The sequence below is a fragment of the Paenibacillus sp. Leaf72 genome (genome assembly GCF_001422685.1).
Taxonomy (GTDB): Bacteria; Bacillota; Bacilli; order Paenibacillales; family Paenibacillaceae; genus Pristimantibacillus.
On the sequence record NZ_LMLV01000031.1, the window covers coordinates 99443 to 113084 of the forward strand.

At 41.7% G+C, this 13642-nt stretch carries 14 protein-coding genes; all 14 read left to right on the plus strand.

What is annotated here, in order from left to right; translation table 11 throughout:
- The first annotated feature begins 23 nt into the window (after window positions 1–23).
- The 14 genes from ASF12_RS23845 (at window position 24) to ASF12_RS23910 (ending at window position 13616) form a co-directional block, all read left to right on the plus strand.
- Window positions 24–1103 (plus strand): alkene reductase, encoded by a 1080-nt coding sequence (locus ASF12_RS23845; protein WP_056040279.1) that lies wholly within the window; start codon window positions 24–26, stop codon window positions 1101–1103.
- Window positions 1104–1692: 589 nt separating this feature from the next.
- Window positions 1693–2706, plus strand: coding sequence for an NADP-dependent oxidoreductase (locus ASF12_RS23850; RefSeq protein WP_056040280.1), 1014 nt, complete (start codon window positions 1693–1695; stop codon window positions 2704–2706).
- Between the two features lie 7 nt (window positions 2707–2713).
- Window positions 2714–3736, plus strand: coding sequence for an NADP-dependent oxidoreductase (locus tag ASF12_RS23855; protein ID WP_235533261.1), 1023 nt, complete (start codon window positions 2714–2716; stop codon window positions 3734–3736).
- A gap of 93 nt (window positions 3737–3829) precedes the next feature.
- Window positions 3830–4402 carry a TetR/AcrR family transcriptional regulator gene (locus tag ASF12_RS23860; RefSeq protein ID WP_056040282.1) on the plus strand — a complete coding sequence of 191 codons (573 nt, stop codon included), beginning with the start codon at window positions 3830–3832 and terminating at the stop codon, window positions 4400–4402.
- A 464-nt stretch (window positions 4403–4866) separates the two neighbouring features.
- Window positions 4867–6276: a dihydrolipoyl dehydrogenase gene (lpdA, locus tag ASF12_RS23865; RefSeq protein ID WP_056040283.1), complete on the plus strand. Its 1410-nt coding sequence runs from the start codon at window positions 4867–4869 to the stop codon at window positions 6274–6276.
- A gap of 108 nt (window positions 6277–6384) precedes the next feature.
- Window positions 6385–6837: a MarR family winged helix-turn-helix transcriptional regulator gene (locus ASF12_RS23870; protein WP_235533262.1), complete on the plus strand. Its 453-nt coding sequence runs from the start codon at window positions 6385–6387 to the stop codon at window positions 6835–6837.
- Window positions 6838–6986: 149 nt separating this feature from the next.
- Window positions 6987–7643 (plus strand): ABC transporter permease, encoded by a 657-nt coding sequence (locus tag ASF12_RS23875; RefSeq protein ID WP_162241931.1) that lies wholly within the window; start codon window positions 6987–6989, stop codon window positions 7641–7643.
- 9 nt (window positions 7644–7652) lie between these two features.
- Window positions 7653–8558, plus strand: coding sequence for a glycine betaine ABC transporter substrate-binding protein (locus ASF12_RS23880; RefSeq protein WP_056040285.1), 906 nt, complete (start codon window positions 7653–7655; stop codon window positions 8556–8558).
- 20 nt (window positions 8559–8578) lie between these two features.
- On the plus strand, window positions 8579–9349 hold the full coding sequence (locus ASF12_RS23885) for an ABC transporter ATP-binding protein (RefSeq protein ID WP_056040286.1): 771 nt from the start codon (window positions 8579–8581) through the stop codon (window positions 9347–9349).
- Window positions 9346–9963, plus strand: coding sequence for an ABC transporter permease (locus tag ASF12_RS23890; RefSeq protein WP_056040288.1), 618 nt, complete (start codon window positions 9346–9348; stop codon window positions 9961–9963). Before ASF12_RS23885 ends, ASF12_RS23890 begins: the two co-directional genes overlap by 4 nt.
- Before the next feature lie 27 nt (window positions 9964–9990).
- Window positions 9991–10956: a zinc-binding alcohol dehydrogenase family protein gene (locus ASF12_RS23895; protein WP_056040290.1), complete on the plus strand. Its 966-nt coding sequence runs from the start codon at window positions 9991–9993 to the stop codon at window positions 10954–10956.
- Window positions 10957–11004: 48 nt separating this feature from the next.
- Entirely contained in the window at window positions 11005–11829 is an 825-nt protein-coding gene (locus ASF12_RS23900; protein WP_056040291.1) for a Sir2 family NAD-dependent protein deacetylase, read from the plus strand.
- Between the two features lie 27 nt (window positions 11830–11856).
- The gene (locus tag ASF12_RS23905; protein ID WP_056040293.1) at window positions 11857–12753 is read left to right on the plus strand and encodes a protein-ADP-ribose hydrolase; all 897 of its coding nucleotides are present in this window, start codon (window positions 11857–11859) and stop codon (window positions 12751–12753) included.
- Window positions 12754–12779: 26 nt separating this feature from the next.
- The gene (locus tag ASF12_RS23910; RefSeq protein ID WP_056040295.1) at window positions 12780–13616 is read left to right on the plus strand and encodes an SPL family radical SAM protein; all 837 of its coding nucleotides are present in this window, start codon (window positions 12780–12782) and stop codon (window positions 13614–13616) included.
- The last annotated feature ends 26 nt before the right edge of the window (window positions 13617–13642 follow it).

A 13642-nucleotide genomic window follows, 5' to 3' on the forward strand; every position in this document is an offset into this window, starting at 1 on the left:
TCATTTGAATAGGAGGAATAAAAGTGGAGAAATTATGGAGCAAAACGAAAATCGGTAACATGGAATTGCCCCATCGACTAGCGATGGCACCAATGACACGTAGTCGAGCGCAAGAAGATGGTACACCTGGAGAGTTGGCTGCACTTTATTATGCTCAACGTGCATCCCTGGGACTTCTTATTACGGAAGGTGCACAACCTTCAGATGATGGTCAAGGTTACTTAATGACACCTGGGATCTATACGGAAAAGCATATTGCAGGCTGGAAAAAGGTTACCGATGCCGTGCATGAAGCAGGAGGGTATATTTATATCCAATTAATGCATGCCGGTCGTGTGTCGCATCCTGACAATACACCACATCATCGGCAGCCCGTTGCACCATCTGCAATTGCACCAGGAGTAGAAACGTTTACGGCTACAGGCATGCAGGATATCCCTGTACCACGCGAGTTGAGTAAGGAAGAGATTCAAACGACCATTGCAGATTATCGTAAAGCTGCGGCTGCAGCTATTGCAGCAGGTGCTGACGGTGTTGAAATTCATGGAGCAAATGGTTATCTGATTAACCAATTTATCGGAGAAAATTCGAATATGCGGACGGATGAATATGGCGGCTCTATCGAAAATCGTGCTCGTTTCGCCATTGAAGTAGCAAAAGCGATCGTTGACGAGATTGGGGCCGAGAAAACAGGCTTCCGTATTTCGCCAGGGACCCCTCTTGGCGGGATTCAAGATGGTGAACAGGGACCAGATCTTTATCGTTACCTGACGAAAGAATTAGCAAAATTGAATTTAGCCTACCTTCATATTATGCACCTCGGAAATGATGAATTGCTTCAAAACATTCGTTCCTTATGGACAAATCCGTTGTTAGTGAATCGTGCTGGACGGACACTAGAAAATATCAGCGTTGATATCGATAGTGATCTTGCTGATCTGGCACCTGTTGGGGTATGGTCATTAGCTAATCCGGATTTTGTGGAACGGCTTAAAGCAGGTACTCCATTAAATGAAGCAGATCCTGCAACATTTTATGGTGGTGGAAGCAAGGGGTATACGGATTATCCTACGATGAAAGAATTAGAATCTCAGAAGGGGTAAATATAGTATAGCTTATATGCTAAATATCAAGGTTTCACAAACAGTTTGAAGCTGGAAGTGACTCTCTATTTTTATAACGAAAAAGAGGCAATAACAAAATAGATTTAAACGTAAACGACAATATGGACAGTAGTTTAAACATGGCGTACAACTAAAAAATTGTACGCCATAAATGTATCCGAGAGTCATCCATGTTGTGAGAAAAATGCTTTAGGTCAATGAATATTATATTTGTATAGTTTCTTGGATCAACCTAAAAATCAGTGCTTGATGCATGGATTGCGTTGTACTGCTAGGCTTTTACTGCATTCGGACGTTATAGGCCGATGTAAAACTTGTGGGAACACCAGCTACAGCGGTCAAGTCCAGATGATTCTGGAGTCGTGGGTAGGTCTTACAACAATAGAAATAGGTGGATTTTCGTAATCATATCTTTTGTCAAGCACTGGTTTTTGTGTTTTGATCCATCTGCACCTGAAGCTAGCGATAGCATTCATGAAACGATATTTAGATTAAGGTATTTAGAAAGTGAAAATTATAAGGTGACGAAACACAATGATGGTAACTAAACGGAAGGATGCTGATTAATATGAACACACTCATGAAGGCAGCGCAGATCACCAAGTATTCAAAAAAAATCCATGCCCAAGTCAATGACATTCCAATTCCAAAAATTTCTGACAACGAGGTTTTGGTAAAGGTCAAAGCTGCAGCGGTCAATCCGCTTGAAATGTTGGTTATCACAGGTAGCGTGAAACTGATTCAAGATTATGATTTCCCGTTAACGCTTGGTAATGAATTGGCAGGCGTTATAGAAAGAGTGGGTAAAAATGTAACTAACTTTTACGTAGGGGACGATATCTATACACGTCTCCCACTCAAAAAAATTGGTGCTTTTGCGGAATATGCCGCAATTGATGCTGCCGCAATTTCCCCTATGCCAAAGAACTTATCTTACGTGGAAGCAGCTGCTGCTGCACTGACTGGACTTACAGCGTATCAAGGTCTACATGAAGAACTTGAGGCACAATCTGGTCAATCTGTTTTCATTCCTGGTGGATCGGGCAGCTTTGGTCAAATGGCTGTCCCAATTGCAAAGGCAATGGGTTTAAATGTCATTGTCAGCGGTAACGCGCACGCGCGCGAACGCACTTTGGAAATTGGTGCAGACCAATATTTGGATTACACAAAAGAAAACTATGTAGACTTGTTGTCGAATGTCGATTACGTGATTGATACCTTGGGACCCGAACAATTTGACAATGAATTAAAAATCATTAAACCGGGCGGAAGATTGCTCTCTCTCCGTACAGGACCCAATAAACGTTTCGCACAAGACAATAACTTGCCATGGTGGAAACAAAAGCTATTTTCTCTTGCTGGTGCAAAGTATGACAATAAAGCCAAAAAACACGATGTGGAATACCGTTTTATCTTCGTTCGTTCTGACGGCGCACAGCTAAAAGAGATTACCGAAATCATTGAAAAAAACAATATTGTTCCACCGATTCATCCAACACTATTTACAATAGGCAACGTTAATGAAGCGCTGGAACTAGTCGCAAATGGGCGTCCAAAAGGGAAGGTGATTATTCATTTTTAAGGAAAAGATGATGAAAGCAGTCCAAATATACGGCTACACAAAAAAGCTAGAAGCACACATCAACGATGTGCCCATTCCAAAAATAAACAAACATCAAGTGTTAATCAAAACAAAGGTGGCAGGCGTTGACCCGCATCTTATATTAGCGATCACTGGAAAGGTGCGCGTTTTTGATAAATATGATTTTCCTTTGACACTCGGAAATGAACTTTCAGGTGAAATTGAATCGGTTGGCGAAGCGGTGACAGCATTTAAAAAGGGCGATAGAGTATATGCGCTGATGCCATTAGGTACAATGGGTGCGTTTGCACAATATGTTGTGGCTGATGCAAGTATTGTCGCGAAAATGCCCAAACATCTTACTTTTGAAGAGGGTGCTGCCGTTCCACTAGCGGCTCTGACCGTTGTTCAGGCACTTAATGTACTGAACGTAAAACCGGGGGCAAAACTGTTCATTTCTGGTGGAACAGGCGGATTCGGACAGATCGCCATTCCATTTGCGAGATCAAAAAAGCTTTTTGTAGCTGTCAGTGGTAGTGAATCATCTCGGCATTTAGCGCTATCCATTGGTGCTGACCAATTCATCGACTATCAGAAGCAAAATTATGTTGAGGTGCTGGAAGATTTCGACTACGTGATTGATACCCGTGGTGTAAGTGAGTTCAGGAAAGAATTACGTATTTTAAAACCTGGCGGAAAATTATTATCATTGAATGCTGTGCCAAATACACGTTTTGCAATTCAACATGGCGGATTTTCAACGATGCAGAGAGTCCTTTTTGGTGCAAACGGAATGCCGTTTGATATGGCGGCACATATTCAACGAAAAACTTATGATTTCTTATATGTTCAGCCAAATGGCAATCAACTAAAAAACATCGCCCAGTGGATTGATGAAGCGGGCATAAAACCAACCATTGATTCGATATTTGCGTTTTCGCAAGTGAACGAAGCTATTGCCAAAATCGCAAAAGGGACAGCTCAAGGAAAGATTCTTATGACTATACAAGAGGGAGAAACAACAACATAAAATTGATAAATCTAAATTGATTTTATTCAAGTTTTACCCTTAATTTTGCTGATCATTCACTTAAATGTATAATGAATGCATGAGGTGATGAAAATGGCAAGACATAAAGAATTTGAAGTCAATGAAGTATTAGATAAAGCTATACAACTCTTTTGGATGCAAGGGTACGAGAAAACTTCGATGCAAGAATTAGTCGATTTTATGGGAATTCACAGAAGAAGCATTTATGATACTTTTGGAGATAAGCATGCTTTATTTATAAAGGCACTCCAACGATACGAAGCTATTCAAAACAAAAAATTGAGATTATTGGTTGAAAAGCAAGAACCGGTTAAGGAATTAATTCGACAATTTTTGGAGTCCTCTATAGAGAAAGAAGGAGAACCCCAAGGGTGTTTCATCGTTAATTCGGGTGTGGAACTGGGCTTGTTAGATCCAGAAGTTTCTTCCCTTGTTGAAGATAGCTATTCAAAAACAGAGAAGTTGTTATATAATCTCATTTTTATTAGTCAACAAACAGGTGAAATTGAAGCTCATCTTGACCCGGAAGCCCTTTCTCATTTCTTCATGAATGTTTGGTTAGGATTACGTACGATGGTAAAAACAGCAACTGATAAAGGGAAATTATCGGGTATTATTCATACTTCGCTGAGCATTTTAGGTTGAAAGGGTAAAAATATGATTTTAAAAGTCACTGATCTGACTTAAGTTAAAAAAATTGAAAAATTCTTTACCAATCGTTCTATATATGATGTATTTATAATACAGGGAGATGGAATTTCGAGCAATTATTGGATAAATCGATGAGACTCTTTTTATTCTATGGGGTAGCAGAACGGTGAATTCACCTCTGATTACGAGGGTAATGTATTTTTTTCATTTTATTAGAACGTTTGTTTCTGAATTCTTGAGTCTCCCCCTGGTCCACAGCTATTCAACTAACGGATACGAATAGTTGATGAATGAGCGTTCAACATCCAATTATACGCTTAATATGAGGTGATGAGTATAGCAAATTCAACTTCATGTAAGAGGGATTTTTGCGGAAAATATAGAATGAACGTTCTAGTTTTTATTTATAGTAGCTAACTTGATTATTAAATGGAATTATTCATTATGGAGTATGAGAAATGGTCGTAGATGATGTTTACCAAGATATTGACACTCTAGTCATTGGCGCAGGCCCCGGCGGTTATGTAGCAGCTATTCGTGCTGCCCAGCTTGGACAAAATGTACTTGTTGTAGATAAAGAATACGTAGGTGGCGTTTGCTTGAACGTAGGCTGTATCCCGTCGAAGGCGCTTATTTCCGCGTCACATCAATATGAATCGCACAGCTACGCTTCTGCTTTTGGAATCGAAGTAGGCGAATCCAAGGTTGATTTTAGCAAGGTACAAGAATTTAAGAACAGTGTCGTTAAGAAATTGACAGGCGGCGTTGCTTCTCTATTTAAAGCAAACAAAGTCCAATATTTACAAGGCGAAGTAACGTTCATTAGCGAAAATGAAGCGCGCGTATTTAATGATCAGGAATCGCTGCGTTACCGTTTCAGTAACTGCATCATTGCTACAGGTTCCCGCCCAATCGAGCTGAAGGCTTTCCCTTTCGGCGGCCGTATCGTGTCGTCGAAAGGCGCTTTGTCCTTGCCTGAAATACCGAAGAGCCTCGTCGTTATAGGCGGCGGTTATATAGGTATCGAGCTTGGACAGATGTATTCGAAATTCGGTACAAAAATAACGGTAATCGAAGGCTCCGACGCTATTTTACCGGGTTTTGACAAGGATATGTCATCCATCGTCGCTAAGAAACTGAAAAGCACGAACGTTGATATCATTACAGGCGCACAAGCAAAAGGTGCTGAACAAACTGATAAAGACGTAACTGTAACCTATACAGTTGACGACAAAGAAGAGAAAGTAACGGCTGACTACTTGCTCGTAACGGTTGGACGTCGTCCAAATACCGATAACAAGCTTGGTCTTGACCTTATAAACGTTAAAATGACCGATCGTGGCCTTGTTGAAGTTGATGAGCAATGCCGTACAAACATTCCTCATATTTATGCGATTGGCGATATCATTGCTGGACCTGCGCTTGCGCACAAAGCCATGTACGAAGGACGTGTCGTAGCTGAAGCAATTTCCGGTCAACCAAGCGTTATTGACTACAAATGTGTGCCAGCAGTCTGCTTCTCCGATCCTGAATGCGCGAGCGTAGGCTTGAGTGAGAAGGAAGCCATGGACAAAGGTCTTAACGTTAAGGTCGGCAAATTTCCATTCGCTATTAACGCACGGGCAATGTCGCTTAATGCTAATGAAGGCTTCGTCAAAATCGTATCAGATGCGGATTCCGGTCTTGTATTGGGTGCGCACATCGTCGGTCTTGAAGCTTCTAATATGATTGCTGAGCTTGCTCTTGCTATCGAAATGGGTGCAACTCTTGAAGATATCGCGCTAACGATCCATGCGCATCCTACACTTGGCGAGATCGTGCTTGAAGCAGAGGAAGTAGCACTCGGTTACCCGATCCACACAGCATAAGCCGGAACGGATAGTTGTTTTGAATACAGAAGCTCTGGCGTTATTCTAACAACTCGGTAGGACAGCTGTTTGACTGCAGCTTGACTGATTTAAGCAACAGCACGGTGCTTGACAAAAGTTTTATATAAAACTAAAATGAAGCTCATGAATGAAACATACATTTTATCTTTAGTTGGCCGCATCCATCGTCAGGGTAATCGGTTTATAGAAAGTGAGCTAAGAGAAAGAAATATTAAGGATATTGCGCCATCACATGGTGATATCTTGTTTAGACTGTATCAGCAAGAAAGCCTTACTATGCATGAGCTATCCAAGCTAATTGACCGAGACAAGTCAACGGTAACCGTTTTGGTTGATAAGATGGTGAAGAAAGGATACATCCGCAAAGAGAAGGATCTCAAGGATACTCGTATATATCGGCTTACTCTTACAGAGAAAGGATACGATCTTAGAAAAGTTTTTGAAGAAATATCTGAATCCCTAATAGACAAAATATATAGCAAGTTCGCTATTGAGGAAAAAAATCAAATCATAGAACTTCTTCGAAAGATCGAGTTCTAATTTTTTTTGATGATTTAGTTTTATATAAAACTAAATGCTTGAGTGAATAGGTTTATGAGCACTTTTATGTTAAATATGGGCGCTTAGCATCCCCGTAAAACGTCGCAGCTATTATACGATGACTTTTCGAGGATAGAGGGGGAGTCACATTGGGCGTCAATTTATGGATGCAACTATCTGATTATTTTTTCAATCACTCTAAGGACTATTGGTTCTCTGTAAAATCGCATTTGGAGCTTAGTTTTTGGGCACTACTGCTGTCTGCATTAATTGGGATAACTTGCGGACACCTTTGTGTGAAGCATAAGCAATACGAAAGATGGATGGTAGCTCTGTTTCAAGCTTTGCGAATTGTTCCGAGTTTGGCCGTTCTCCTGCTATTAATCCCGATTATGGGGACAGGGACGGGGCCCGCAATGGTCGCATTAGTTTTATTAGCGACTCCTCCCATTCTTATGAACACAGTTGCAGGACTAGAGAAAGTTCCTCCATTTTTATTGGAAGCAGCTTATGGAGCAGGTATGTCAGATCGGCAAGTATTATGGAAAGTCAAATTCCCTCTAGCCGCACCCATCATTCTTGCCGGAATGAAGACGGCAACGATCGAAATCATTGCAAGTGCCACATTGGCTGTCAAAATCGGCGCGGGCGGACTTGGAGGAATTATTTTCACAGGCTTAGGCCTTAATCGAATGGATTTGCTGTTGGTTGGCGGCACTTCGGTTGCCATGCTGGCGGTTGCAGCTGGATTGTCCCTTGATCTCACGGACAGGTTTTTGTTCAAATATAAATTTGTTAGAAAGTAGGGAATGAGAATGAGGAAGAAAATGAAGCCATTCACTGTTATCCTAACCTTTTTGGTATTGGCACTCATGATAGCGGCGTGCGGAGGCAATAGCGCAAACCCAAGCAACAGCGCAACGATTCGCATTGGAACAAAGGATTTCACGGAAAATTTAATTGTTGGAGAACTGTACGCCTTAGCTTTGGAAGATGCCGGGTTTCAAGTGGAAAGAGTCCCTAGCATTGCAGGTTCTGTGATTCATACCTCGCTCGTGAATCATGAAATTGATATGTATCCTGAATATACGGGCACCGGTTTATTGGCTGTACTAAAGATGGATCTCATTACCGATCCTGATGAAGTTTATAAGACGGTGAAGGAAGAATATAACAAACAATTTCAAATCACCTGGCTCAATTACTCCCAAGCGAGCGACGGGGCGGGACTTGTTATTCGTACAGATGTGTCCAAAAAGCTTGGTATAACCACCATTTCAGATTTGCAAAAGCATGCAGCCGAGCTTCGATTTGCCTCACAAGGAGAAGTGGACCAACGAGAGGATGGCATCCCGGCATTAGAAAGAGTATATGGAAAAATGGATTGGAAATCATCGAAAGTGTATGACAATAGCTTGAAATATACAGTGCTCCGGAATAATGAAGCGGATGTTGCGCCAGCTTATATAACGGAAGGCCAATTAGTGAATAAGGATGAATTTACCTTATTAGAAGACGATAAGCGTGTATGGCCGCCTTATAATTTAGCTCCCGTTATTCAGAACACGGTATTGACCGCTAATCCTAACCTTGCAGAAATAATCAATAAGGTAAGTGCGGCATTAGATACAAATACCATTACAGCGCTCAACGCCAAAGTCGATGTGGATAAAGAGGAATATGAAGACGTTGCCAAAGCCTTTTACGAATCGATTAAATAAGCGGTTTCATGGAGGAGAACATGTCTCTTACAGCAATTGAGTTCAATAAGGTGAGTAAAAAATATTCGCATTCCGGAGATTACGTGGTCGATCATGTGAGTTTGTCGATCCAAGAGGGGGAGTTTGTCACGATTTTAGGCTCTTCAGGATCTGGCAAAACAACCTTATTAAAAATGATAAATCGTCTTTATGAACCGAATGAGGGGACGATAAAGCTATTTGGCGAAGATATTGCAACAGTTGATCCTGTAGTGGCTAGACGTCGTATTGGTTATATCATTCAACAGGTGGGGTTATTTCCACACATGACCATAGCTCAGAATATCGCGGTAGTGCCAAAGCTTTTGAAATGGAATAAAGCTCAAATTCATACTAGAGTAGATGAGTTGTTATCGCTTGTTGGGTTAGAGCCGCAGGAATTTAGAAATCGCTATCCGTCCGAGTTGTCAGGTGGCCAGCAGCAAAGAATCGGATTGGCTCGAGCTTTGGCGACGGATCCCAAGATTATGCTGCTGGATGAGCCCTTTGGCGCAATCGATGCGATCAACCGGTTGAATTTGCAGGATGAGCTTTTGAGAATACATGGTGGGTTAAATAAAACCTTTCTCTTGGTCACGCATGATATCAACGAAGCATTTAAACTCGGAACCAGAGTCATGATCATGAACAAAGGTCGAATATGTCAATTTGATACCCCAAGCAATATTGTAAAAAATCCTGCAGATGATTTCGTATCGTCACTCCTTTATTCTTCGAGAGAGCAAGAACGTTTCTGGGAGGGATTGGCTTGATTGAATATGCCATACGCCATCCTGATAAATGGGTTAAGGCACTGCTGGAACATTTGGAAATGGTAGTAGCTGCTACGATTATTTCAGTTCTACTAGCTGCGATTTTAACGATAGCAGCCATGTCTTCGAAAATCATTTCAAAAATGCTGCTTCATGGATTTTCCGTCATTTACTCCATCCCTAGTCTGGCGCTTTTCGCGATTATGATTCCGGTAACTGGATTGGGAACAGGGACAGCCATTATCGTTCTAATCATATACAACCAATATTTATTATTGCGCAATTTTATTGCGGGTTTAACTGAAATCGATCCGTCTATTATTGAAGCAGCTGCTGGCATCGGAATGAACCCTATACAAGTTCTGTTTCAGGTCAGGCTGCCGTTATCCATAAAAACACTTTTTGCCGGAATCAGACTTGCAGTCGTGTCTACGATCGGCATGGCAACAATCGCGGCATTCATCAACGCAGGCGGATTAGGCAGCATTTTGTTCGATGGACTTCGTACAATGAATGTTAACAAAATGTTGTGGGGCAGCTTATTATCCGCTGGGTTGGCGATCGGTGCTAATGCTTTATTGATTCAAATCGAGAAGAAAATATATAAATTTTAGAGTGAGTATGGAAGGAGCGTTTTATCGATGAAAGCGATCGTTCTAGAAAAAGCGTGTGCACCTCAGGATTTGGTTGTGTGTGAAATTCCCATGCCCGAAGTGCTGCCAGGCTGGGTACGTGTCAAAATAAAAGCATTTGGCATTAACCGTTCGGAGATGTATACAAGGCAAGGCCATTCTCCATCCGTTAAACTGCCACGAGTGATTGGAATTGAATGTGCGGGGGAAATAGATGATCCTTCGGATAGTTCTTATAAAAAAGGGCAGCGTGTTGTGTCTTTGATGGGAGGACTGGGACGTGAATTTGACGGCAGCTATGCTGAATATGCGCTTATCCCGTGTGCTCAAGTTTACCCTATTCAAAATGAGCTGGACTGGGTAGAGCTTGCCGCAAGCCCGGAAATGTATTATACAGCTTATGCTTCGCTATTTGAATGTCTAAGGCTGAGAGAGGGGGAAACATTGCTGATACGTGGAGGAACCAGTTCTGTAGGCTTGGCCGCCTTGCAGCTCGCCAAGTCCACCGGCGCAACTGTTATATCGACCACCCGAGATAAAAATAAAGCAGATTTTTTAAAGCAGTTTGGCGCAGATTATGTACTGCTCGATGATGAATCATTAACCGAAACGCTGTTTGCCATTGCGCCAAAAGGTGCAAATAAAATTTTGGAGCTAGTAGGAACGGCAACATTGAAACATTCGCTGTCGCTCGTGTCAGAGTATGGCATCTTATGCATGTCAGGGATATTAGGGAATGAGTGGGAGATGGAACGTTTTGAACCGTTGGTTCATATACCGACAAGCGTTTATTTTACAGCTTTTACAAGCGAGCTCATTAAAGAAAATTTGCTTGCAGATTTGTTTGCTTTTATCGAGAAGCATAAGATCAAAGCGCCGATTGCCAAAATATTTACGCTCGACCAAATCCATGAGGCACATCTGTTGATGGAAAGTAATCAGGCAAGCGGAAAGATTGTTGTGATCAATCCGTGATTTTCTAAAGAGCAATCCATATCTGGAAGGAACCGAGGAGAGATCGAAATGATGGACAGTTATCGTGCGCGTTTGGACAAAGCGGATACCATTTTATTAGGCGGAGGGGCAGGTTTATCGGCAGCTGCGGGCATCGCATATAGCGGGAAACCATTTACCGACCATTTTGGCCCCTTTATTGAAAAGTATGGCTTCACTGACCTTTACACGTCCAGCTTTTATCCGTTTGCAACAGAGGAAGAGAAATGGGCTTACTGGGCCAAGCACATTAGTTTAAGCCGCTATGAAGCGGGTGCGACCAAGCTTTACCAGGATTTATTTCGATTGGTTCAAAACAAGCCGTATTTTGTCATCACGACCAACGTCGAAAGCCAGTTTGAAAAGGGAGGCTTTCCGCCAGATCGCGTATTTGAGATACAAGGCAATTACAGCTATCTACAGTGTGCTAAAGGCTGCCATAACAAACTTTATTATAATGAACAAATCGTTAAGGATATGATTCAGCAGACCGTTAATTGTCAAATTCCAGCAGAACTCGTATCTAAATGTCCGATCTGCGGCGGAAAGATGGATCCTAATTTAAGAATGAACCGGTATTTTGTGCAGGATGAAAAGTGGCACGATCGGGATACGTCATACAAAAATTTTTTGTTGAATGCTGAAGAAAAGAAGATCGTCTTTTTGGAATTGGGAGTTGGGTTTAATACACCTGGCATCATTCGTTATCCATTTGAAACAATGACTTATCATAATGAGAAGGCTATTTTAATTCGGCTAAACAAAGACCACCCAGAGGGTATGCAGGAAATAAATGCTAAAACAGTCTCATTTACCGAAGATATGCAAGAGGTTGTATTAGCGGTTACGAAATAAAGCACATGTTGAGGGAGATGTAAAAGGGTGCAACTAACATTAATGGAGTATGCTTCTCTCATCCAATTGAACGACCGTTATATACCAGTGCAAAATGATTTCTGTCGTAAAGAGCAAATGGTAAACGATTTATTAGAAACGCTGCTGGAAGAACAACAGCAGGTGCGGAAAACGATGATTCCCTCTAATTATATGGAAAAACGCAATTTACTAAAGGGGCTTCTCACGGTCAGGGAACCGACACCATTAGCAGTGGACTTTTTAAGCAAGCTAGACGCTCTTTTGCAAACCGAATTAAAAGAAAAAGGGACTGTTGATGTGGATCATTTAGATTGCGTTTCAACTTTGGTACCCCGGTGCAGCTTTAGTCAAGCTGATAGATTCAGCTTATGGCAGGGCGACATTACACGGCTAGGTGCAGATGCAATCGTCAATGCAGCGAATCAATATATGTTGGGCTGTTTTCAACCATACCATGCTTGTATCGATAATGCTATTCACACCGCGGCAGGTCCGCAGTTAAGGGAAGACTGCAAAATAATTATGACTTATCAAGGCGAGTCAGAAGCTACAGGTGGAGCAAAAATCACAAAAGGTTATAATTTGCCTGCAAGGTTTGTTTTGCACACAGTAGGTCCAATTGTAACCAAAGGAACGGAATTGATAGAGCAGCAAAAGGCAGATTTAGCTGCTTGTTACCGAGCTTGTTTGGAGCTGGCCAGTGAAATAGAAGATATAAAAACGGTCGCTTTTTGCTCAATCTCGACAGGGGTATTTGGGTTTCCTAAGCCAGAAGCGTCCAGAATAGCTGTCCAGACCGTCAATGAGTGGTTGAATACGCATGCCCACCATTTTGAGAAAATCATCTTTAATGTCTTCAGCGACGACGATTACACGGAATACCTCCATGTTTTTCAATCCTGATCTTATAGAGAGGGATGTAAATTTAAATGCCAATTGAAATGAAAGATATAATTTCCAAGAAAATTTTAAATGAAGCCAAAGGTTATTTAGATATTGGATATACCCATTCCTTGAACCCGTATAGCGGCTGCGCATTTTCATGCAGGTATTGTTACGTAAGAGAAATGCCGATTCAAAAGTTTAAAGATACGCCTTGGGGAGAATGGGTGGAGATCAAAACAAATGCGGCTGAAAATTACCAGAATGAAGTGATCAAGCTGCGTCAAAAAAACAAACCGATTAAGATCTTTATGTCCTCGGCTACTGATCCTTATCAACCAATTGAACGGAAGGCAGCCCTTACAAGGCGGATTTTAGAAGCGATGCTCGAAACGCCACCTGATCTGCTTCAAATCCAGACACGAAGCCCACTCATTACAAGGGATCTTGATTTGATACTTAAATTAAAGAAGACTTGTGATGTCCTGGTATCCATGACGATTGAAACAGATCGAGAGGATATTAAGCAAATTTTTTCGCCGTATGCGCCTGGGATCAAATTGCGCCTAAGAGCTTTAAGAGAAATATATGAATCCGGAATAGCTGCGCAGGCATCCATTTCACCTGTATTGCCGTTTACCCCTGATTTTCCTAAATTGCTGAACGGCATAGTGGATCGTATTTGGATTGATACGCTGAATATAGGGGACGGTTCGATGGGAAAGCGTTCAATGCGGCTAGGAATGCCTGAATTATTTGCAGCATATGGGCTGTCGGATTGGTACCGTGGGGATATCCACGCCAGAGTTGAAAAGTACTTCAAGAAAAGTTTCCCTCATGCGATGATAAATGTTTCGAAAAACGAAGCTTTCCCCAAGCCTTAAAAACAATGGAAGTCTAGAAAGGAGTT